The organism is Cohnella caldifontis, from assembly GCF_029360585.1.
GTDB lineage: Bacteria > Bacillota > Bacilli > Paenibacillales > Paenibacillaceae > Cohnella > Cohnella caldifontis.
The window spans coordinates 407233-431018 of sequence record NZ_JAQZSJ010000002.1; the positions used below are offsets into that span (position 1 = coordinate 407233).

Sequence of the window (23786 nt, forward strand, 5' to 3'; positions counted from 1 at the left end):
AAAATATGATATAATAGAACATATGTTTCTGTAAAGAAAGGGCCGCCCGCCGGCCCATAAGGAGCCGTTATGCCCATTTTCGATCCGTCCGGCCGAATGCCGGGCCTGCTGCTCTCCTCATCGGTATCCGTCGTGGTGCTCGGGCTTATGCTGTTCATGGCGTTCCGCCTGCATGCCGGCAACCGCAAAAGGGCTTACCGCAACCTGCTCGTGGCGCTCGGATTCATGCTTACGCACCATTCGGTTCAATGGGCGTTGTCCGCCGGGCTGCTCCCGAAGGCGGCGGTATGGGCGTTCGCCGGCAAGCTGCTGCAGTCGTTCGCGTTCATCGTCGTCAACTTCGCCGTCTTCGAGCTGTATTACCGCAGGCGGCCGCGCACCCGGCTGTGGTTTTTCGGCTTGCTGGCCCTCGGGGCCTGCATCGCCGCAGGCGATCTCGCGCCGGACATAGCCGGCCGCGCAAGCTGGACCGAGCGGCTGACCTCCACGCCCGTGATGGACGGCTATCTTCTCTTGCTGTCGCCCTTGTTCATGCTGATGTTCGGCCCGCATATCGGGCAACGGCGCAAATACATGTTGGGTTTGGCTGCGGCGTTTTTCGCCCAACTGTGCGTCCTCGCCGATCAATACTGGGCTCCGGGAACCGGCGTTTACAGCCCGCTCGCGGAAATTTTACATATCGTCTATTACGTCCTGCTGTTCATGCTGCTGTTCGAACGCGTGGTCGAACTCCTGATGTCGGCTTACCGTTCCTCGATCACCGACGGCCTGACGAACTTGTACAACCGGCGTTATTTTAACGGGCAATTGGACCGGGCGCTCCGTTCGAGCAAACCGGTGGGCGTCATATTCTGCGACATCGACAACTTCAAGCGGCTGAACGATACGCACGGCCATCATCGGGCGGACGGCGTGCTCAAGCAGGTCGCGGCCATCCTGACGGAAGAGACCCAAGGCATCGGACTGGCCGGCCGTTATGGCGGGGAAGAATTGGTCGCGTTCGTCGCCGGGCCCGCGCTGACCGCCGTCCAAGCGGCGGAAGCGATCCGCTCCCGGACGGAGAAAGAAAGCCTCGTCACGCTTAGCATCGGCATTTGCGCCGTGCCGCCGGGATCGGGCGTCTCCGCGGAAGACCTCATGAAACGGGCCGACCAGGCCATGTACCACAGCAAAACGACCGGGAAAAACCGGGTGACCGATTTCAGCGAGCTGCCGCTGGAGGATAAGCCTCAGGTCCGTTTGAAACGCTAGAGAGAAACCATCTTAAGGAGATTCGCCGCATGCCCCCCCTTCCTCCTTCCTTCGTCGAACGAATATCCATCCAGCTGGGAGAAGAGGCGGATGCCTTTTTTCGGAGCTATGAAGCGCCCCGGAGCTATGGCCTGCGCCTGAACCGGCTTAAGCTGCCGCCGGGTCATCCTTCGATCCGCTCGCTGGAGGAACGATTCGGCCTGACGCCCGTGCCCTGGTGCGGCGACGGGTATTTTTACGAGGAATCCCAGCGTCCCGGCCGACATGTCTACCATACCGCCGGCCTTTACTACATCCAAGAGCCGTCCGCCATGATCGCTGCCGAATTGCTGGACCCGCAGCCTGGGGATGCCGTGCTCGACCTGGCGGCCGCCCCCGGCGGCAAGACGACGCAAATCGCCGCCAAGTTGGGCGGCGAAGGCTTGTTGGTCGCCAACGAAATCCATCCCGGTCGGGCGAAAATTTTGGCGGAAAACGTAGAACGGCTCGGCATTCCGAATGCGGTGGTGACCCAATCCACCCCGCAGGAGCTGTCCAAACGTTTTCCCGAGACGTTCGACCGCGTGCTGCTCGACGCCCCCTGCTCGGGTGAGGGCATGTTCCGCAAAGATCCGGAAGCCGTCCGGGAATGGTCGCCGGAAGCGGTGGAAGCTTGCGCGCTTCGGCAACGCGAAATATTGCCCCATGCGGCCGCCATGCTGCGGGAAGGCGGAACGCTCGTCTATTCCACCTGCACCTTCAACACGCGGGAGAACGAGGAAACCGTCGCGTGTTTCCTGGATCGGTGCCCGGAGTTCCGGCTGCTCCGGGAGGAGCGGATGTGGCCGCAGCTCGGCCAGGGAGAAGGACATTATGCCGCATTGCTCCGCAAGGAAGGGGGCCCGTCGGCAGTCGAACGTTCCGGACGTCATGCTTCAATTGGGCCAGACCGGACCGCTTCCTCCCGCAAAGATCGGACGAAGTCGCCGGAAATCGCCGCTCTTCAAGCATATGAGACTTTCGCGGAAGAGTGGCTGCCGGGTTTTCAACTTCCAGTATTGGGTCGACCTCTGCTTTTCGGTGACGCGTTATACTGGCTGCCCGTCATGCCCGGCCGCTTCGAAGGACCGGAGACGCTGCGGGGGCTGAAGGTGCCGAGGCCCGGACTGCACCTAGGGGATCTCCGCGCCGGCGGCCGCTTCGAGCCGGACCATGCGCTCGCCATGGCCGTCCCCGCGTCCGCCGCCCGGAACGTCGCCGACTGCGCCGCCGACTCCCCGGAAGCCGCCGCGTATTTGCGCGGGGAAACGCTGCCGGCGCCGATCGGCGTGAAAGGCTGGGGGATCGCCGCCGTGGACGGCTTCCCGCTCGGTTGGGTCAAGGCCAGCGACGGACAATACAAAAACCGCCGCCCCAAAGGACTGCGGTTGGTGTAAATTCGTTTTCTCCTCCGCTCGATTGGCCGATTGATCGTTACCCCGCGTTGAGATTATGCGGATTGGCGTGGGGGAGATGGAATTTGCGGTTGAAGCATCCGCTGCGGCGATTTGGGGCGCTGCAATGTTCATCTTGATGATTGGAGCGGCTGCTTTGGCGACTTGGGCTTTCCTTTTTTTCGCCTGCAGCTTGCTCTCTCGCCAACCGCTTCGCTAAACACAAATATTGTGCCTCCAGCCTGCTTGCCCCTCCGTTCTGCCGCTTACCGCAATTTTGAGGTCACTGCATACGTCCGCTAGGAGCGGAATTAAGGTTCTTTCTTTTTCAACTGCCGCGTACTACTGCCAACTTGGATGGAGTTAAGAAACTTTCTTTCTCATCAGCCTCGTACTACTGCCATCTTGGGTGGAGTTAAGAAACTTTCTTCCTCATCTGCCGCGTACTACTGCCATCTTGGGTGGAGTTAAGAAACTTTCTTTCTCATCTACCCCGTATTTCAACCAACTTGGATGGAGTTAAGAAACTTTCTTTCTCATCTGCCCCGTACCTCTGCCAACTTCTTCCTCAACTGCCCCTCTCCCATGCTCAGAAGGTCAAACAAGTCCCAGCCGCTCCAACGCGGCCGAAACTCCGTCCTCGTTGTTGGACAACGTGACCTCGTCCGCCTCCGCCTTTACCCGATCGGGAGAATTGGCCATGGCAATGCCTTTCCCCGCGAACGTCAGCATGCCGATATCGTTATCATAATTGCCGATCGCCAGCACCTGTTCACGCGGAATGCCCCGCATGCCGGCCAGCTTTTCGAGCGCCGTTCCTTTCGTCGCTTGAGGGTGCTGCACGTCGATGAAATGGTCCCCGCTGCGGATGTAATGAAGTTCATGATCCCATTGGCGCCAATCCCGCTCGACTTCGTCGAGTACTTCCTTCGGAGCGTAGACCGACAGCTTGACCGTATGCTCCGGCAACCCTACATCCTCTCCCCGCAAAATCGGCTTGATGAACATGCGCTCGTACATCGCGGCGATCGAATCGTCCAATCGATGGACATACAAATCGAAACAAGTGTTCATGTCGAAATGGATCCGGCGTTCGCGCAGATAAGCGATATACCGCTCGGCCTCTTCGGGCGGGATCACCGTTTCCCAAATGATTCGGCGAGAGGCGCTTTCCACGATGGAGGCGCCGTTATGGGTGATCATCGTTCCTTCCAAACCCAGCATCTCCAGCACGGGCAGCGCGCTCGTGGAGCCCCGTCCGGTGCACAAAACGATTTCCGCGCCTTTGCGCGAAGCCGAGGCGACCGCTTCCTTCACGCGGGGCGTGATTTCATGGCGATCGTTCAGCAAAGTTCCGTCTACGTCCAACGCGATCAATCGGTAGTTCAATGTCTTCATCCTTTTATATCGAATTTGGCGAAGTCAGACGCTCTCCGCATGATAGGGCGTTTGACGAAGTCAAACTCTCCCCGTCCGATAAGGGCTCAGGCTTTCCATCTCCGCTTCCGTCAGTTCCCTCCACTCGCCCGGCTCCAAGCCGGAATCAAGCGTCAAGGGACCCATGGAAACCCGCCGCAAATACAAGACTTGGCGGCCCACGGCTTCGAACATCCGTTTCACCTGATGGAACTTGCCTTCGTGAATCGTAAGCTCGACCCAGCAGACGATCCCGGTCTCTGCCAATCGGCCCCGCCCGGCAGCCAGGCGCGCATACGGCTCCGCCATGAGCGGATGCTCAGCCGCTTGCTCCGCAGGTGCCGTGGCAAGCACGCGCAGCTCAGCAGGCTTCGTCACGTATCCGTCATCGAGCTCCACGCCCTTGGATAACGCCTCTTCTTCCGCACGGCCGACTTCTCCCGCGACCAGCGCGCGGTATGTTTTGGGCACGTGTTTGCGGGGAGACAGCAGCTCGTGCGAAAGCGGGCCGTCGTTCGTGAGCAGCAGCAAACCTTCGGTATCCTTGTCCAGCCGTCCAACCGGAAACGGCGATAAAACCCGCAGCTCGTCGTCCAGCAAATCCAGCACCGTCCGGTCGCGGAAATCCTCCGTCGCCGATACGACGCCGGCCGGCTTGTGGAGCAAGACGTATACTTTATCCCGGTAACGGATCGTTTCCCCGTCCAGCGTGACGACATCCAGCAATGGCTCGATCTGCATGCCGGGATCTTTCACGGTTTGTCCATTCACGGTGACGGCGCCTTGCCGGACCAGCGTTTTGATCTCGCTGCGGGTGCCATACCCCAAGTTGCCGAGCATTTTATCGAGCCTCATGGTGGATTTCATGTTCCGCCCGTCCCTTCCTTAGATCCATCGCCAGCCCGGCGGCCGCTCGTTCTTGAGCGTCGAGCCGTCCGAACGCCCCCAACCCGCGGGAAACCCGTCCACGAGAACAAGCGTCCATCCTTTCCCGTTCAACCGGCCGGGCGGGGGCTGCAGCGTTTCGCCTTTCAAATAGCGGAGGGTGTCCGTTTCGCCGGATTCGAGATCCAGCGTGAGCGAGGCGTCGCCTTCCCGCAGTCCCATTGCCAACGCCTGGGACGGCTCGAAACGGTGCTTCGTCGCCGATCCGAGAAGCCACCCGGGCCGGACGGCATTCAAGCCATGCAGAGGCGGAACGCCGGGCGGCACCGCATATAGAGAAGAGCCGCGGACCAACAGTTCGCCCGGGGGCTGCCAATCCGGAAGAAATCCCGCGCGGAATGCCTCGAATTTACCGAGCACGTCCGCCGCCCCGTTTTCAAGAGCCTTCCCGCCGCCCGCCCGTCGCAATCCGTCCGAGCCGCCGCGTTTCCCGCGCCCCTCCGCCTTCGGTTTCGCCGCGATGGACGCCGGACGGTCCCTCTCCGATTCCACTTCGGATCCGGTTCCTGTGACCGTCCGCTCCAGCAGAACCGCGAAATGTCCTTCCCCCCGGCTACGATGCGGCCAGATGCGAACCGCGCCCCGCAGCGATTCCCGCTGCTCTGCGGTCAGCCCGCGCGACTCCTCTTCATCCAGCCAGTCCGGCCTCCCCGGCCCGAAGCCCCAAGCGGGATCGCAATCCGCCGGCACGACGCGGAACTCCGTAAACTCCGCCAAAAAACGGGCGATCGTCCCTTCGTTCTCGCGGGGCGAAAACGTGCAGGTGGAGTACGCCAGCCTGCCGCCGGGCGCGACCAGACGCGCGGCTTGGCGCAGAATGTCCCGCTGCATGAGGGCGCAGCTTTCCACCGTATGCCGCTCCCATTGGCGCACCATGGATTCGTCCTTGCGGAACATGCCCTCTCCGGAGCAAGGCGCGTCCACCAGCACGCGGTCGAACCAAGCGCCGAAAACGCCGGCGATCCGCTCCGGTTCCTCGTTCAGCACGATCGCGTTGCGCACGCCGGACAACTCCGCGTTTTTCGTGAGCGCCTTGGTCCGTTCCGCCGCGTTGTCGTTGGTCACCAGCACGCCTTGTCCCTTTAGCTTGGCGGCCAGCTGGGTCGTCTTGCCGCCGGGGGCCGCGCAGAGATCAAGCACCTTATGCCCGGGCATCACGCCGAGCAGTTCGGCGGGAAGCATCGCGCTCGGTTCTTGGACATAGTAGAGGCCGAGATGATAATCCGGGTGTTTGCCCGGCCGGTCATCTTCCTCCGTATAATAGCCGCCCTCCGCCCAAGGAATGGGCGCTCCGGCCATGGCCGAGCGCTCCGGCAGTCGTTCCGGCGCAAGCTTCAGGCCGTTGGCCCGAAGTCCGGAAGTTCGAGGCGATTCGTATGAAGCGAAAAAAGCGTCCGCTTCCTCTTGAAGCAGCATCCGCATCGTGCGGATGAACGCTTTCGGCAATTTCATGGGGTTCTTCTCCCTGCTGGAAAGTCTGTGAGCGAACGGAACGAAGGGGTCCGCCGGCGGCGAACCCCTTCGAATGAACCGGCTCGTTTTCCGTTTCCGGACGTCGGCAAAGCCGCAACGGTTTATGGGGAGTGCAAATGATGGATCAGGGCTGCCAATTCGGCATCCGTAACGTTCAGAAGAAACGGTTCGAACGGAGCCGAATCCGGAAACTCCTTCAACCGTTCCAGAGACCGGATCAAGTCCCGCCGCAGCGCGTCCAGATCGAGACCCAGCACCTGGCCGGCGTATCCTTCCAATTTGCGCAATGCCTGTTCCATCAGTTTTACGGCGCCTCCGCGGTTTCCGTTGTTCCAATGGTACAGGCCCACCGCGGCTTGCAGCAGCCCTTGAAGAAGGGGGTGCCGTCCTTCCTCCAGCCACAGCTCTTCCATCAACTCGTGGCATTCGAAGTAATCCCGATCTCCGTTGAAATGCGCCGCAAACCGAACGTATCGTTCGTCCGCCATTACGTCCGGCCAACCGCCGGATCCACCTGCGCCTGCTGCCGCTTCGCCGCCCATGTTTCAGTTCTCCTCGTGCTTTCCGAGCCGGACCAGCGCTTCCTGGATTTCGAGCGCGAGATTTTTCATGCCGAGAATATCCTCCTGCTCCCATAACTCGTTAAACCGAAGCTGAAACTGCGCGGCTTCCCGGATTTTGCGGTAAAAGTACAACTCCTGGATCGCGTTCAGCACGTTCCGGACCGTACCGGCGCTGTTTTCGAATTCCATTTGGGATTCGACGATTTCCTTGCGGATGGAGGACATCTCCGTGTCCAGCTGGAAGGCCGCTTCGGCCGCCGAGCGCAGCCTCTCCCTGACATGGGGCGGCAGCTGCTCCTTGTATTTGTAGTTGAGGGAATGCTCGATCGTCGCCCAGAAGTTCATGGCCAGCGTCCGGATCTGGATTTCGGCCAACACGGGCATGGAGCCGAGCGAGGTCTGGACGGGGTACTCCACGATCAAGTGATAGCTGCGGTAGCCGCTGTCTTTATAATTCGTGATATAGTCCTTCTCGTAGACGAGGATCATGTCCTTGCGCTGGCGGATCATCTCCGCCACCCGATGGATGTCGTCCACGAATTGGCACATGATGCGAATGCCGGCGATATCCTCGATGCCGCTCTCGATTCTGTCGAGCGGAACGTCCAAACGGCGCGCTTTTTCCAAGATGCTGGAGATCCGCTTCACGCGTCCCGTCACGAATTCGATCGGCGCGTATTCGTCCCTGGATTTGAGCTCTTTGCGCAGAGCCTTGAATTTGACCTTGAGTTCTTCCACTGCCTGCTGGTAAGGCAGAAGAAATTTGCCCCAATCTCTTCCGTCCATACGCTTCCTCCTGACTTACCGGATCCGGTGGTCCGCTCCGACCGCTTCCGTGATCCGGGTGAATCCGTCTTGCCGCAGCCTGGCTCTCAGCCCCTTGTGCATCTGCCGGAGCAGCCCGGGGCCTTGGTAGATGAGCGCGGTATATACCTCGACCAGGCTGGCTCCGGCGCGAATTTTCGCGTAGGCGTCATCGGCGTCGAACACGCCGCCGGACCCGATGATCGGCAGCTTGCCTTCGGTCAGGGAATAAAGGGCGCGGATGACCTCCGTCGACCGCCGGGTCAACGGACGGCCGCTCAGCCCTCCGCTTTCCCCGGCATGGCGATGGGTCAAACCGTCCCGTCCGATCGTCGTATTGGTGGCGATCACGCCAGACATGCCGCTGCGGACGATGGCTTCCGCCATGTATCGCAGTTGCTCGTCCGTGTTGTCCGGCGCGATTTTGACCAGGATCGGCTTGACGAGGCCGCCGTGGCGCTCCGCCTGCAGGGCCATCTCTTCCTTCACGGCCGCCAGCAGGCCGAGCAATTCGTCTCCGTGCTGCAGCGCCCGCAAATCCGGCGTATTGGGGGAACTGATGTTCACGACGAAGAAATCCCCGTGCGGATACAGCTTCTGAAGGCAGACGCGGTAATCGTCCGCGGCGCGTTCGTTCGGGGTCGCCTTGTTTTTGCCGATGTTCACGGCGAGCGGGACGGGACGGCGCCTGAACCGTCCCAGGCGTTCCGCCATCGCGTCCGCTCCTTCATTATTGAATCCCATCCGGTTGATCAACGCTTCGTCCGGAGGAAGCCGGAACAGACGCGGCCGTTCGTTGCCGGGTTGGGCGAGCGGCGTGACGGTGCCTACTTCCAGGAAGGACAATCCGATCCGGGAGAGCCCGGAGGCGGCTTTCGCGTTTTTGTCCAATCCGGCGGCTAAGCCGATCGGGTGCGCAAAATGCAAACCGAACAAATCCACCGCCAAATCCGGCGTTTCCCCGACTCCCCAGACTGCCGACAGCAGCGTACCCATGCCGGGTATGCGGGAAGCCGCACCCATGCCGTCCACGATCAAATGGTGGGCATCCTCGGGATCCATGCGAAAAAGAAACGGTTTGGCCATGCGATACAGCACGACGTTCAACATCCTTTCTACCTGTCGGGTAACAGTGTAGCCTTTTCTCGCCAAAAAGAAAAGGGCTCTTCAGCCCCGGAAGCCGGCAAACGCGTCGTTCATATGGCGTTTTGACCGGAAAACGATTACAATAAGGACATCATTCCGTTTCATTCATTAAAGGAAAGGTTGATGTAGATGAGCACTACGAAGAAGAAGCCGCCGATCTCGCACCAGAAGCAGCAACAGCAAGTCAATCGGAAGGCGTTGATCTGGATCGGGGCGGCATTCGTCGTCATCGTCGCGGCCGTCGCCGTGATGCTCGCGCTGAACGTCTAACCTAACCAATCATATACTTTGCGGGGGTTTGTCTCGTCTTGAACCGAAGGAAGCCGGAATCGTTCCGGGGGCACGCGGATCTCGGACGGCAAACCCCCTTTGGTTATCGTCACGGGCGTGCCGAGCGGCACGAGATCGTACAGCTCCTCGAGATCCTCTTGCGCCATCCGGACACAGCCAAGCGATTCGTCTTTGCCGATGCTGTCCGGCTCGTTCGTGCCGTGGATGCCGTATCGGGTGTCCGACAGCGTCATCCCCCGGGTGCCGAACACGCCAGGCGATTTCCCCTTCGGATCGCGCACCTTCTCCGAAATGTAGAATGAGCCTTCCGGCGTGCGGGTTCCTCCCAATCCTACCGCGTAATTCCTCAGCAGCACGTTTCCGCTGACGACCGCCAGCCGATGCTGGGTTTTGTCCACTATGATTTCGAGCGGCAACTCGGTCAGATCCGACAACCGTCCGGAAGGTACGGCGGTAGAGACGATCCCCGCTTGGGGACTCGGCTCGATCGGCCATCCGACCGTTTGCGGGATTTTCCCGTCCTTTTTGTTTACCAGCAATGCTTTGCTTTCTTCGAACCACTCCGTCAAATCCTCGGTCCATCCGGCTACCGCGTTATTCGGATAAGCCCCCGCGAGCGATTCCGGATCAGCCGGCCAAGCGCCCGTCCGCTTCCGGTATTGCAGCATGGCGGAGCGGAGCAGGAGCTTCGTCTCCTGCGCCGGCTTCCACGCTTCCACGGTTCGGAGAGCTTTCGTTCCGTCGTCCGCCGTGCATCCGCACCATTTGGCGTCGTGCCATTGGAGCGCGACGCCTCCCGCTGCCGAACCGGGGCTCGCGCTGACGACCGGTTTGCCGCTCTTGACCCAATCCGACCAGCCGCCCAGCTGAGGCGTGCGGATCATGAGTGCGCTCTGGCTGCCCGCCCGGGCGGCGATTCCGGCCAGCAGCCGGCTGCCTTCCGCGTCCGGTTCCGCCGCGCCGGCGATGACTTGATAGGGCGGATCATCCGGTGCTTCCGCAAATGAGGGATCCGGCAGCGGAAGGCTGGGATCGACCGAAATAGGCTCGGTTGTTGGAGGAGTCGCGACTTCCGTCCTTGCCGCGGCTTGCTTCGTTTGCCGGTCGTGCGCGGCGGACAACCCGGCGTAGATCAAGTAACCCGAAACCAGCAGCACGAGAAGGGCCGCCGCGGCCAGCCATCGGTTTCTGTTCTTCGAATTGGATGCAGGAGGCGTGCGCAGTGCGTACTGTTCCGGCGGAGCCGGAGCCGGCTGGTTCTCGAACGCCTCGTAGATTTCGCCTGCTTGGCTGAAGCAGTAAGCCGCTTTGGTTTCCTGGCCTTTCGATTCGTATTGCTTGCCCAGCAAGTACCACGCCATCCGGCTGTCTTCGTGCTTCAGCAAATAATCTTTGAACGGAAGCGCGTCCTCCACGTCAGGCACGCGATCGTAGAAATCTTTGAGCCTCTGCTCCAGACGATCGTCGCCGCTCAGTTCGGACACCTCCTCTCGTTAATTACCCAACCAATGGATATTACAGAGACTTTCTCCTATCTATATCGTCAATGATCGAACATTCCGTAACTTTTTATTCCATGCAAAATAGGGAGAAAAGCCCATCGCGAATTCGCAATGCGCTTTTCTCCAAAGCACTCACGCATTTGTTACAATCCGGAAGGGGATACCGTCAGCGTATAGAGAATCGTTTGTCCCCCGGATTGAACCCTCAAGAGAATGCCCATTTGGGAAAGCCCTGAAGGGAAATAGACATCGTACGATCCGTCCGCATTCTCGGCAACCGGCTCCCCAAAAGCTTCCACCGATACGGTCGCTCCTGCGAAGCCAAGGTTCGGCTTGAAATGGAATGCCTGCTGGCCGAAGTTCAGCGAAGCTTGGTAATGCGTCGGATCCGACGTAACGTGTGCCCCTGGGATGTCGGTCAGTTTCAGCGAGTCCGGGATGACATAGATATAAAGGCTATAGGTATATGCCGTTACAATGGTTGAAAAATTCGAGTACAAGGTAATCTTCAACTCGTTAACGCCCGGTTGTAAGCGATCCGATAAGTCATACCTAATTCCATTAGGTTGCAGTCTCACTCCGCTCATCGTTACGACGATATCCTCAGAAGGATATCCGTGTAAGGCAAGCTCAAGATCACCTGAATTTACCGCGGCAGAGAATAACGCACCCGTATGATTTACGGAGACTTCGGCGGCGGCTGTCATATCTCTCAGTTCAATTAATTCATTGTCGTCGTAAGTCACGGGAGACGTATCGTCTCTAACGACGACAAGATCCGTCCAAGTCTCCGCGTTTCCTTTGACGGTTTTCAACTTGAAATAGTTCACGTCTTCGTCTAAAGATAGCGAATGAGACAACCAGGTGATTCCGCTGAAATCGAAAGATTCGTCAATTCCGTACACGCTCGCCGTGACCGAAGCATCGTCCAAGAACAATTTGAAGTCGAAGCTCGACACGTTTTCCGGAATCGAAACGTAATAACGATCTCCGTCAACCGTACTGCTCCAAGAGTAATCCGTTCCGTTAAATCGTACCTTCCAATCCGAAATGCCGCTCGGCTTCCGTACATTGGTTAGGAGCAGTGATTGGGAATTCCCGATTTTATGATGCTCCGCGTCATACAATGTCAAGTAAATATTGAAGGTCCCTCTAGGCAAATTTCCAAGGACCAGCTTTTGGCGGTCCGGATATTGTGCCGTCGGAGAAGGCGATGAAGTCGCAGTGCTGTTCCCGTAATTGGCCTCCGCGGAAGCGATCCCGACTAAATACAGCGTGATGCTGTCTGTCGCTTTGTCCAAGTGGGCTTGAAACGTGTTCACACCGCTAGGCTTCCACTCGACCTCAGATCCGTCAGCATTGTTGGTCGTATCCCAGTCCGTCAACCCGGCAGGCAATAAACTCCGGTTAACCTGAAAGGTATAAAAGGCGAGACTGCGGTTGGACGTATCTCCGGCCAGACGGACGCCGATCGTTACGTCGTTGTCGCCTGGGGATAGGGACAACATGTAATTCCCTGCGGAATCCGGGTTGGACGTCGACCCATTCACCGCAACGGAGCGAATGTCGGAATCGCCGGCTTGTGTCGGTTTCATTTTCAACGCGATTCCATTCGCTGGGACCGTGAGACTGTAAACTAGCACGTCCGGATTAAACGCAAGTTGATCTGGACCGATCGGCTGAAACATTCCGCTGTCGGATGGATTCAACAATTCCATCGAAACGGACGACAGACTGCCCCAGATGGATTCCCGAGACTCCCGGTTCAGGATCAAGGAATACGTCTTCACGTTACTCTGATCCAAGGAAGTCACCCGAACTTGGATGACCGTATTGCCGGACTCGTTTAAGGGAATGTGGAAGAAGCCGTCCGCATGCGGAGATACATTCACTCCGTTCTGGTCATACACAGAATAGGATGCTGAAATGTTCCAATCCCCATCGGGATCCGGTTTAATCCGCACTTCCGTCGCCGACCCCGGGATCGCTGCGGAATAGGTCAGTGTCGTCGCTTCATAATCCGCATTTGCGCCGATGTCCTCTACCCAAATGTTCTTCAGAGCGGCTGTGACGCCATGGCCCGCGGGAATACGCATCAACGCCAAGGTGTACATTGATACCGAACCATCCGGCTTTTTCAGGCCAAAGTCAAAGTTGCCATTATCAACCGGCAGACTCGTCAACAAAAACGGGACATTCGCCGGATACTCCGTTCCGTTATAGATCAATTTCGTTGAAGCATTTTTCGTAAAAACCGTAAAATAGGCTTCTGTTATTGCTTCAGGCAGGTAAGCCGTCCAATTGGGTTGTCCCTCATGAGGAGAAAAAACCGGATAAGAATGGTTGCCGCTCGAAACGCCGATCGAGTTCAGTTCGTCACGATTCGAATCCGTCTGACGGTAAATCGCAACCGTATATGTCGTCTTCGCGATACCGTTCTGTGCGGTGACCACGATCGGAAGGGTCTTCGTCGTGCCGATCGCGCCTAACACGACTGTTTTAGCCGAACCGCTGGAAGCTGTTTCCCCGTCAACGGTCAAAGTAGCTTTGCCAGTATCCGCGACGGTTGGCCGAATCTGGACTTCTGCCGTGTCGTAAGGGACCGTTACATGGTAAGAAAAAGTCTTCGAGCTAAAAGCCGGTGACAACGGTACAGTCGTTTCCACTCCGGAAACGATTCGGGTCACAATCAACGATGCCAGTGAAGAGTTCGACGACGATTCCGAGCCCGAGCTGGAGTCCGAGCCCGAATTCGATGTCGATGGACTGGGAGAAAGAATCTCGCCAGCGTTCTTGGCGACATCGGATCGAAAACGTTCCTTCTCCGCGTCGGAAAGCCCCTTCTCGTACTCCTCACGCGCTTTTATGTTCTTTTCCTCTTCTGCTTTGCGGTTGGCTTCTTCCTTGAGCTTGCGCTCGTCCTCCAGCTTCTTCTGCAACTCTTTATTCCGCTTCTCTTCTTCCTTCTTCCTTCTTCCGCTGCGTATCGGCGGTCTTCCTCGCATCTGCGTCTTTCTTGCGCTGAGCTTCCTGCAGTTGCTTCTCCTCGGGCGAGAGTGTCAGCGTCTTCTTGCTCAAGTCGATCGTAGTGCCTGTCTGGTTCTGGGCTTCGGCGATGAGTTGATTCACACGCTCCTGCGTGATGACGCCGCTTCTCACCGCGCTGTCTACGATCGCGCCGAGCAGATTTTCAACGTTCGACTTCAAGCGGTCCTCGTCGGTGGCCCCATCGAAATATTGATCGAGCTTCTGGTTGTTTTCCTTCACAATGTCGCCGGATGCCGCCACGATTGCCTCGACAATCGACTTGTCGCTCTGCTTCATAAGCAAATCCAAATCCGCCGGGGCGATCGTTACTTCGCCCTGATCGGCTTCATTCTTCGTCACGATCGCGTGATCGCCCGGCTTTACGTCTTTCGCGTCGCCTTCCCCGGTCGGCTCCGTATGAACCACGCCTGCGGCTACCGTTAGCCTCGTATTCCCGGTATAGGGATCCACGCTGACGAGCAAGTGCGTGCCGCGCACGCCCATGACCGCCGTCGGCGTTTCCAGCGTGAATTCGTCGTTTTTCGTGGCAATCGATTTCACGTCCACCCACGCTGACCCGTTAAACATGCTGACTTTCGTCCGCGTGCCGTTGCGGTCGGAGAGTTTGGAGAATGTCAGCGTCGTGTTGGAAGATACCGACATTTTATCGTCTTCGGACGTTCCGTTCGCGAATTGCAGCGTCGCTGATCCATTTGCCGAAGTCGAGAGGACGTCCCCCTCGTTCAGGCTCATTTTCGCGAATGCCTTAAAGAGCTTGGAGCCGCCGGCTTTCTTCACCTGCACGGTTCCCGACAAAGACTTGATAACGGCCACGCGGGATGTGGCGGCGTCAGCGTGCTCCGCAAATAGGGTCATGACGGGCAGTAATAGCAGTAATAACGCGATTCCAAGAATCGGAATACGAGATAATTTCATGGATTCTACCTCTCTTAATGAAAGAGTCGCAAGACTCTTTGTATATTCAAACCAGAGTAATACAAGAGCTCCCGGGATTTTCCTGGGAGCCTTGCACTCTTCATTAATCTTGCTAGTCGATCTGCGGAAGATCCGGATTCACGATCGTAATTTTGTAGGTTTGTTTTCTTCCGCTCTCTGACACTACGGTTACATTCAAAGTATTTGTGCCCGTGGTTAAGGGAATCGATTGACTTACGTTTGGGTTCAACGGTGTTTCCTCATTAAAGGCAACCTTGGAATGGAGATCCAATGCCTCCGATGTCACCAATAGTGAATCTTCGTGTGCATTTAACATCAGAGTACCGTCGATTGGCAGGTCATGAGAGTCACCATATACAATGTCGGTAACCGTCTGGTAACGCAAGAACGACAAGTCGACATTTTGGGATTTCTCCCGGGTAAAGTTAAAGGTATATGTTTTGCTTGTTACCGTCCCGTCCCCATCCTTGGTTGCGGTTACCTTTACTTTCACGGTAGTCGTTCCCTCCGGGAGGGAAATCGGAGAACTGTAACCATGATAATTAGGGATATCTTCCGATACCGAACTTCCGGATACCGATACGGTCCTCGTATAACCGTTTACGCTGAACAGTCTGTAATTCAAGCTGACGCTAACTGGCAGAGGTTCGCCATCCGTCCCCTTGATTTGGATCTCGTATGTTGCCTGATCCGGATCGAAATCGTAGGAGCTTGGGTAGTAATCGTCAGGAGAGTTGAAATTCAACGTAACGTTGTCGAGACTTGCAGGATCTGGCTCTCGGTAAACAGAAATACTATACACTTGATCGTATGAAGACTCCGAGAATAAATCGGTAATCGTGTTGTAAATCAAAAAGGCGTTATGTCCCTGTTTCAAATTCAGCTTGAAGTCGTTTGCACTCGTTCTTTCGGCCACATTGAAGATGGAATCTTCTTCGTCAACTACCATCCATTTTCCCGGAGCGTTATTTCCAGTCAAACTCAGGGTTACGGTTGAGGATGATGTGTCTTCCAATTCGTAATGGTATTGGCCTTCTTCGAGAATCGAAGAATTCCCTCCGTTTACTTTCAAACTGGTTAGTGCCGGAGTCGGATAATCTTTAAAAACATTGAGTTTGTATACGACAACTGGAGAAGACGGATCCCCATTTTTCGGACGGATTACGATGTCATATACATTCTCATCATAACCGACAGGAACGTTGTCCGGGCTTACGGAACTTCCGTTTCGATAGACCGAAAAATTCAAATCACTAAGATTGTGTCCACTGGATGCTTCGGGGAATAAGGAGATTGAGTTTATATTAGGGTCCTCAAGATAGAGATATCCATAGTCACTTTCCGACGTATTAAACTCCTCAAGCAACCTTGTTCCATTTTTGATCTCGATATTCGACAGACGAAGTGCGCTAGTATCCCCTTTTACGATCGTGAACGTGTACTTGTCGAATATCTTATCCGGATTTCCCTTTACCGTCGTTTGGATCTGGACATGAGTCGCCGGGTCGTGATCCGATAAGGGATCCCAACTCAACAGATACCCTTTCTCGTACTCACCGTCAGGATTTACTGATACCTTGTTATCGGCGGCTACCGACCAATCGAATACGTCGTTATAAATATCATAGTCGTCGTTCCTATATCCATGGAGGTAAAGTTCGCCGGAAGCAGTATTGCCGATACCGGCAATAAACGAATGGGAGCCGGTCTGTGCAACGTTATAATAACCCTGATCCAGATCATTCAGTTTCAATTGGAATGGCAAACTTGCTTTTTGCACCCACAGTAATGCTACACCCATATCTTCGAAATCATACGAACCGTTCGGAATCTTAAACATGTAGTAATAATTCGAACCATTGAACGTCACCGGCAGCGTGTCCTTCAACCCGCTCGCTTTCCAATAGGCAACAGGGGGCCCAAAGAGAGGGGGAAGAGTCAACGACGTTTCACTGCTCAACGAGTTAACGTTTATCCGTTGCTTTTCATTTTGGGCACGGAATTGCATCATCATTTGACGCGCCGCGTTTTTAAGATCGCTTACCGTCAAGCCAGGTAATTCCTTAGCCGGATCGGATGATTCGGATGCGATTTCCGTGCTTAACAAGGACGGCTCGCTCTGCCTGTACGGTAAAAACGATAACGGGGAAATGAGATAGACCTTAGAGTCAGCAGAAAAATTAAGTGTCATCTCGATATCTTGAACGCTTTCGTCAATGTCCGCTTTATAAAACTCAAATGTGGGTAATAAAGCGTCCGTTTCTTCTCCATAGAGAGGAATCTGGGACCAAGAAATTGCTTTGCCGTTACTAACGGTGCTCCAATCGCTCAAAAAGGACGGCTTGACACTGCTAGCTGGCGGCGGATTTCCCGGATCTCCCGGATCTCCCGGGTCTTCCGAATCTCCAGTGCCTCCCGATCCGCCGCTTGATCCAACGGGAGATGGGCTATTCGTTTGCTCATTTTGCTTCTGATCATTTTCGAAACGTTTTTTCTCTTCATCCGAAAGCTGGTTTTTATAGGAGTCCGTAGCCTTTTTCTTCTTCGCATCCGCCGTTTGTTGGTTGGCTTCCTCGCGCTTCTTCTTCTCATCCTCCAACTTCTTCAGGAGCTCTTTATTTCGCTGTTCCTCTTCTTTTTTCTTCTGCTCCTTGGCCGCTTTGCTGGCGTCCTCTTCCTTCTTCTTCTGCTCTTGCTGCTTTTGTTTCTCTTCATCTGTAAGCGTCAACGATTTCTTGCTCAAGTCAATGGTCACGCCGGTTTGCGCCTGCGCTTCGGCGACCAACTGGTTGACGCGGTCTTGAGAAATTTTCCCGCTCTTCAAGGCACTATCGACGATCGCGCCGAGCAGATTCTCGACATTCGACTTCTTACGCGCCTGATCATTCGCGTTTTCGGATGCCTCTTCGAAATATTGGTCCAGCTTTGCACGGTTTTCCTTCACGATTTCACCGGCAGCTGCCACGATCGCTTCCACGATGGATTTATCCGTATGCTGCAACAACAAATCCAGATCGGCTGGCGCAATCGTCACTTCGCCTTGATCCGATTCATTCTTCGTAACGAGTGCATTGTCCCCAGGTTTCACGTCTTTGGCTTCGCCTTCCCCGGTCGGCTCCGTATGAACCACGCCAGCCGCGACGGTCACTCTCGTGACGCCCGAGTCAGGATCTACGCTTACCAACAGATGCGTACCTCGTACGCCCATGATCGCCGTTGGCGTCTCGAGCGTAAATTCGTCATTTTTCGTCGAGATCGATTTCACGTCTACCCATGCCGAACCGTTAAACATACTGACCTTCGTTCGCGTTCCGCCGCGATCGGACAACTTGGAAAACGTCAGCGTCGTGTTCGCGGAAACCGAGAGTTTATCGTCCTCCGAGGTACCGTTGGAGAACTGCAGCACGGCGGTGCTGTTCGCCGAGGTCGTCAAAACGTCGCCTTCGTTCAGGCTCATTTTGGCGAATGCTTTGAACGGTTTGGAACCGCCCGCTTTCTTCACTTGCACGTTTCCGGTTAAACTCTTGATAATAGCGACACGGGAAGAAGCCGCATATGCTGAATGGCCGAATGCCCCCAATAGAGGCAGTGCGAATAGAAGAAATGCCAGAAAATGAACGAGGGACCTGCGTAATCGCATGATCGACTCTCCTTCTCAGCCTGAAGCCGATTGTTGGAATGTTCGAGTACTTTCGTCAAAAAGCGATAGTTTTCCTTATTTTATCTTATCGGGGACTTCCCAAGATTTCTGTAATCAGCGTTACAATTCTTGCAAAAAAAGGCGCCCATGAGAGGGCGCCATTCTCATAGCGAGTCAGAATGTTTTGTTGCGGATGACCACGATTCTGGCCGCGTTATCCCATTGGATATCCAAATCGTTCTGTTCCGCGAAAAATCTCGTCGGCAGGAACATGCGATCTTTCGTGATGAAAGCCGCAGCGTTCATTTCCAATTTGGTGGATACGCCTTTCTCCGTTTTCGTTACGGTCTTGCTGCCGTTCTTGATCGTGTAGGTAATATCGCCTTTCTTCAGGAAAGCTTCGCCTGTCTTGTCGTCGTTCGACACGTCATATTGGAGGGCTTCCGAAACGGCCCGCACGGGGAGAAACACGTAGTTGGACTTGTTTTGAGCCTGAACGTCGGAAACGACCCTTTTGCCATTCAGGAGAACCGATATCTCCCCGGTAGGCAGATCGGCCGGCTTGGCGTACTTCTGTAGAACGCGAACCTTGTTTCCGTATTCGTCGGCGATAGCCAACCTTCCGTCAGACAGGATCGCAACGTCCGTCGGATGGTTGAATTGGGCGGAGCCGCTCACGCCGTCCGTCTGGCCGTATTCCGTACCGACGCCGGTGAGCGTAGAGACTTGTCCGTTACGGATCAGACGGATCGCGTGATTCAAGCTGTCGGCCACAACCAACGTTCCATCCGGCGTGACGGCCAAACCTTCCGGCGCGTTAAACCGGGACGCGGAAGCTGCGCCGTCTACGTAATCTCCGGCAACGTACGAGGCTTGCTTCTCATAAGTTCCTCCGCCCGCCACCGTGGTGACTTGACCGGTCGTGAAATCGATATAGCGGATCCGCTGGTTGCCGCGGTCGCTGACGTACAGATTTCCTTTCGCGTCGACTGCCAGCCCGCTCGGTTCGTTGAACTTCGCCGAAGCGATCGGTCCGTCCTTATAGTCTCCCGCATCTTCCACGGCACCCGGGAAGTATTCCACTACGCGAGTGGATGCGGCGTTAAGCGTCGAGACGACACCGCTCGGCGTGATTTTGCGGATCGTATGGTTGAGCGTGTCGGCGACATAAACATTCCCTTTAGCGTCAACGGCCACATCTGACGGATGGTAGAAAGCGACTTCGGAGCCGATTCCGTCGCTGGAGCCGATCGTCCCGTTGCCAGCCAGGGTGGTGACCTTGCCGTCTTTCGTGATCTTACGAACCGCATTGTTCCCGGCATCGGCAACATAGATATTGCCCTGCGCGTCAACCGCCAGTCCGGCGGGGAGTTCGAAAGCGGCAAGAGAAAGCACGTCGTCGTTGTAGGCGCCTTTCGGCAGTCCCGCTTCGTCTTCTCCCAAGTTCAGACCGGAATAAACCGAAACCTGACTAGCCGTCAGAGCACGCAGCAGATGGTTGCCGTTGTCAGCCACCAACAGTTTTCCATCCGGCAATGCCGCGACGGAGTGCGGATGGAAGAACGTCGCGACGTTCGCCGCCCCGTCAGCGTGACCCCACTCGGCTTGTCCGGCCCAAGTGTGCACTTCATAGAGTTTGGGGGTACTCGTCCAACTCGTGTCTGCTGCAGCGAATGCAAGTTGGGGGACGGATAGTGCTAGTGTTAAGCCCAGAAGGCTTGCGGAAACTTTCGTCTTTCTATTCATTTCGGTTATCTCCTTATGGATAAGTTAAGATGAAGTGAACACTAAGTCCAAAAACACCATGACCGATCTGACATAGATTCCGTCTCGAATGACGATATAGATCGTCCTTCTCGTATCATTCAATAGATCTACGTGGTAACCCGTGCCGTCTCTCAGAATTTTATCGCCGTGATCGTCGTAAATCCCCAAAATTTTCGCATCTGCGCTTGATCCTGAAGGCAATTCCGGGTTTAACGTGATCGTTTTCGTTTCGTCCCAAACCCCATTAAATTGGGCTGTCACTTGATAGTCCGAATATTCCAAGGAATATACACTATCCGTTACACTAACGCCGATATTCTGAAGATTCAACGAAACGGGTAGTGGAGTCGGTGGAGACGCCGGATTATAGATCGTCAACGTATAAGGATCACCCAGATGGTACGGATTGTCTACCCATATGGTCAAATCCAACGTTTCTCCTGGGGAAATGCCGCTGACGCAATAAGTGAGAGATTCGCCGTCGCACTCCCATAATTCGTTAGTCCCTTTGAACACCTGCACATCTTGCCAAGAGTCAATCGAGAATATCACGGAGTCGACGGGTTCATCCGGATATACCACTCGGCTAATGGGCCCGCCAAAAATCGGATTCAGAATATTCCCATGGCCGTCCTCAATCGACTCCACGTTAAGTTCAGGATAAGGCTGATCTTCGGCCACGATGAATAGGATTGCATAATGATAGCTGCCCTCAGTATCCGTTAGTTTCAATTCGAGTTCGTTATAACGCTGAGTCAGGTAAAAGTCAGAACCCGATTGATAAACGAAGCTGCCGGAATCATCGGGAATCTCGTCCGGCGGTTCGGATCCCCCGTATGGCTCTTCCCATAGACGTGCCGTTTGAATCACTTGGTCATCAACGTTCACATACAATTTTACGTCATCCGATTCGGGCACCGAGATAAAGTAAACCGGTTCTTCAAACGAATCGGATGAACCGAGACTTTGCCATTCTACTTCTTTAGGAGAACCTTCACCGGGCGTATACTGTGCAGACCATGACACGACTCCGGTCGGCAAATCCCCTTGGTGTACGTTGAGCAAATACGTATGGGAATAAAGACCGCTCTGATCCGTTACGTGAATCTCAAAGAGATTGTCTCCCGGCTGCAAATACAAGCAGAACCCTTCGACTTCCGAATCATATCTACAATCCGGTTCTTGTTCCGCATACCGATGATTTACGTCGAAAACCGACTTAATCACGTCGTTATCGTCTGCCCATTCCCATCCGGGATTCAAAACGAGCATGTTTTCATCGGCACCAATTTCGGCCTCTAATACTTTTCCCGTTTCATTCCAAGTTGCAGGAATATTCAACCCGTTTTCCGTATGGAGGATCAAAGGCGAAGATATAGCGGTCCACTCCGGTTCGGGCATCCCGCGGTTCACAATGAAATCATACCCGTAAGTGGGGCCAGCAGTATGAGAATACATGAAGAAATGATAATAATCGTTCGCTGGCACCGTGATCGTATAAGTCGCTACATCCCCGGTAACGACAGGATCGGAAATCTCTACATCATAGTCGTAGGTAGCCACATAGGGCGTGCTGAATCCTTCGCCGAATTTCACCGAAAAATCGAAGGTGAATGGCGAAGTTCCTTTTGGCACTTCGGCCGCGAGCACCTTGCCATCGACGCTGTTGAACTGGACGCCGTTGGTTGCCGTCCAATTTAAGCCTGGCGGCATCTCTTCACGGGTAAGCTTCAGACTGAATTTCTGTGGAGCCAACGTGCTGTCCGGTGGCGTTACCTCAAACACCACTTCGTTTGACTTGCGGTATAGAGGGATTTCGAATGTTATCGGCGTGCTCTCACTATCCGACATCATCGGAGCAACGATCGGAATTCCGTTGGATGTTACGTTGACGGCAGCATGAGGCACTGTCGTCTGTACGACGGCTCGCAGGTTATTCTCTGTGGAATATGACAACGAATCGATATACGGCAGTGCGGTCGAGAAACTATCCGAGTCCAACGGTATTTCTAAACGCTGAGCATTCGGCGGGTCCGATGCATAAGGGGGTGAAGTGTAATAGATGATTTCCAACGAATGAAGCGGATTCTCATAAACTTGAGCAGGAGTCCAATATGCATACAGATCCACATCAGACACGATTCTAAATGTCTCGCCCTTGTTGTAATGCGTACCCGACCCGTCCGCTTTCGTATTCCATCCCGAGAACAAGAAACCTGACCTTGTTAATAGGCCGTCTGCTACTGGAACCAACGTACCGGGTTCATAAACGCTGACCGCGGGTACTTGTCCCGTTCCACCATTGGCGTGATACGTAACCTTGTACGTTGTCGTCTGACTACTGCCGCCACTGCTAGACCCCGACCCCGAACCCGCATTCGTGCTCGGACTCGGGCTCGAGCCTTTCGTCAGTTGCTCCAGGTCTTTCTTGAACCGCTCTTTATCCAATTCCGAAAGCTGTTTCTCGTACTCTTCCTGCGCTTTCTTCTTCTTCGCTTCCTCTTGCTTCTTAATGGCTTCTTCCTGCTGCTTTTTCTTCTCTTCCAGCTTCTTGTTCAGTTCCTCGTTCTTCTTGCGTTCCGCCTCTTCCTTCTTCATCCGCGCTTCCGCGGCCCTCCTGGCTTCTTCTTGCTTCTGCTTAAGCATTTCCTGCGCCAGTTGCGCTTGAGCGGTAAGAAACAGCCTTGCCTTATCCAGTTCGATTTCGATGTCAAACTCTTCATTGATCCTATTGATCAGTTGAGTCAGTTGATCTTGCTTGAGCTTGCCTTTCTCGACCGCGCTTTTGCCGAAGGCCCCGATCAGGTTGTCCAGGTTCGATTTCTTCGCGTCCAGCTCCAGGGTATCTAAACCGGCGAAATATTCTTCGCGTTTGTCCATGTTTTCTTTGACGATTTCCGCGGCCGATTGGATGATCGCTTGGATGATCGAGGGATCAGCCTGTCCGATCAAGGAGTCCAGGTCCACCGTCGCGATCGTCACTTCGCCATTGTCGTTCTCGTCTTTCGTGACGAGCGCGTTGTCCCCGGGTTTGACGTCCTTCGCTTCGCCTTTCCCCGTCGGCTCGGTATGTACGACCCCGGCCATAACCGTCACCATCGTGATTAATGACCGAGGATCCACGCTGGCCAACAGATGCGTACCCCGTACGCCCATGACCGCCGTCGGCGTCTCAAGCGTAAATTCGTCGTTCTTCGTGGAGATCGACTTGACGTCAACCCACGCCGTACCGTTGAACATGCTGACCTTCGTGCGCGTGCCTTTGCGGTCCGACAGCTTGGAGAACGACAGCGTCGTGTTGGCCGACACGGTCATCCGGTCGTCCTCGGACGTGCCGTTGGCGAACTGCAGCTCGGCGCCGGAGTTCGCCGACGTCGTCAGCACGTCGCCCTCGTTCAGGCTCATCTTGGCGAACGCGCGGAATTGCTTGGAACCGCCCGCCTTCTTGACCTGCACCGTACCCGTCAAAGATTTGATGACGGCCACGCGGGACGTCGCCGCGTGCGCCTGCCCCGCGAATACGCCGAGCAGCGGCGTGGCGGCCAATAGAAACACCATGAAGCGCAAAACCGCAGATTTGATCATCCTAACG

At 55.4% G+C, this 23786-nt stretch carries 15 protein-coding genes; 3 read left to right on the forward strand and 12 right to left on the reverse strand.

Translation table 11 applies throughout. The annotated features are described in order from the left end of the window. Positions 1 to 69 precede the first annotated feature (69 nt). Together PTZ19_RS04905 and PTZ19_RS04910 are read left to right on the forward strand one after the other, a co-directional pair. Positions 70 to 1251 (forward strand): GGDEF domain-containing protein, encoded by a 1182-nt coding sequence (locus PTZ19_RS04905; RefSeq protein ID WP_276352691.1) that lies wholly within the window; start codon positions 70 to 72, stop codon positions 1249 to 1251. A 29-nt stretch (positions 1252 to 1280) separates the two neighbouring features. Beyond that, entirely contained in the window at positions 1281 to 2666 is a 1386-nt protein-coding gene (locus tag PTZ19_RS04910) for an RsmB/NOP family class I SAM-dependent RNA methyltransferase (RefSeq protein WP_276352693.1), read from the forward strand. A 594-nt stretch (positions 2667 to 3260) separates the two neighbouring features. Here PTZ19_RS04910 and PTZ19_RS04915 read toward each other — a convergent pair. The 6 genes from PTZ19_RS04915 to PTZ19_RS04940 form a co-directional block, all read right to left on the reverse strand. Further along, positions 3261 to 4052 (reverse strand): Cof-type HAD-IIB family hydrolase, encoded by a 792-nt coding sequence (locus PTZ19_RS04915; protein ID WP_276352694.1) that lies wholly within the window; start codon positions 4050 to 4052, stop codon positions 3261 to 3263. Between the two features lie 69 nt (positions 4053 to 4121). Next, positions 4122 to 4946, reverse strand: coding sequence for a pseudouridine synthase (locus tag PTZ19_RS04920; protein WP_276352695.1), 825 nt, complete (start codon positions 4944 to 4946; stop codon positions 4122 to 4124). A gap of 18 nt (positions 4947 to 4964) precedes the next feature. Then, positions 4965 to 6476 (reverse strand): RsmB/NOP family class I SAM-dependent RNA methyltransferase, encoded by a 1512-nt coding sequence (locus PTZ19_RS04925; RefSeq protein ID WP_276352697.1) that lies wholly within the window; start codon positions 6474 to 6476, stop codon positions 4965 to 4967. Positions 6477 to 6598: 122 nt separating this feature from the next. After that, positions 6599 to 7039, reverse strand: a complete 441-nt coding sequence (locus PTZ19_RS04930) for a DUF309 domain-containing protein (RefSeq protein ID WP_276352698.1) — start codon at positions 7037 to 7039, stop codon at positions 6599 to 6601. 3 nt (positions 7040 to 7042) lie between these two features. Further along, complete coding sequence (yjbM, locus tag PTZ19_RS04935; RefSeq protein ID WP_276352699.1) at positions 7043 to 7846, reverse strand: GTP diphosphokinase; 804 nt, start codon at positions 7844 to 7846, stop codon at positions 7043 to 7045. A 15-nt stretch (positions 7847 to 7861) separates the two neighbouring features. After that, positions 7862 to 8962, reverse strand: coding sequence for a quinone-dependent dihydroorotate dehydrogenase (locus PTZ19_RS04940; RefSeq protein ID WP_276352701.1), 1101 nt, complete (start codon positions 8960 to 8962; stop codon positions 7862 to 7864). A gap of 177 nt (positions 8963 to 9139) precedes the next feature. Here PTZ19_RS04940 and PTZ19_RS04945 point away from each other — a divergent pair, with 177 nt between their 5' ends. After that, on the forward strand, positions 9140 to 9280 hold the full coding sequence (locus tag PTZ19_RS04945; protein ID WP_276352702.1) for a hypothetical protein: 141 nt from the start codon (positions 9140 to 9142) through the stop codon (positions 9278 to 9280). On the opposite strand, the gene PTZ19_RS04950 is transcribed toward PTZ19_RS04945, so the two are convergent. The 6 genes from PTZ19_RS04950 to PTZ19_RS04975 all read right to left on the reverse strand — a co-directional run bounded on the left by PTZ19_RS04950 (position 9277) and on the right by PTZ19_RS04975 (position 23779). Beyond that, positions 9277 to 10785 (reverse strand): L,D-transpeptidase, encoded by a 1509-nt coding sequence (locus tag PTZ19_RS04950; RefSeq protein WP_276352703.1) that lies wholly within the window; start codon positions 10783 to 10785, stop codon positions 9277 to 9279. The two genes, PTZ19_RS04945 and PTZ19_RS04950, sit on opposite strands and share 4 nt — an antisense overlap. Before the next feature lie 161 nt (positions 10786 to 10946). After that, positions 10947 to 13742, reverse strand: a complete 2796-nt coding sequence (locus PTZ19_RS04955) for a cadherin-like beta sandwich domain-containing protein (RefSeq protein ID WP_276352705.1) — start codon at positions 13740 to 13742, stop codon at positions 10947 to 10949. A gap of 4 nt (positions 13743 to 13746) precedes the next feature. Next, positions 13747 to 14766, reverse strand: coding sequence for a FecR family protein (locus tag PTZ19_RS04960; protein ID WP_276352706.1), 1020 nt, complete (start codon positions 14764 to 14766; stop codon positions 13747 to 13749). 112 nt (positions 14767 to 14878) lie between these two features. Further along, positions 14879 to 18427: a FecR family protein gene (locus PTZ19_RS04965; RefSeq protein WP_276352707.1), complete on the reverse strand. Its 3549-nt coding sequence runs from the start codon at positions 18425 to 18427 to the stop codon at positions 14879 to 14881. Between the two features lie 174 nt (positions 18428 to 18601). After that, positions 18602 to 20173: a stalk domain-containing protein gene (locus PTZ19_RS04970; protein ID WP_276352709.1), complete on the reverse strand. Its 1572-nt coding sequence runs from the start codon at positions 20171 to 20173 to the stop codon at positions 18602 to 18604. A 24-nt stretch (positions 20174 to 20197) separates the two neighbouring features. Further along, on the reverse strand, positions 20198 to 23779 hold the full coding sequence (locus PTZ19_RS04975; RefSeq protein ID WP_276352710.1) for an InlB B-repeat-containing protein: 3582 nt from the start codon (positions 23777 to 23779) through the stop codon (positions 20198 to 20200). Between the last annotated feature and the right edge of the window lie 7 nt (positions 23780 to 23786).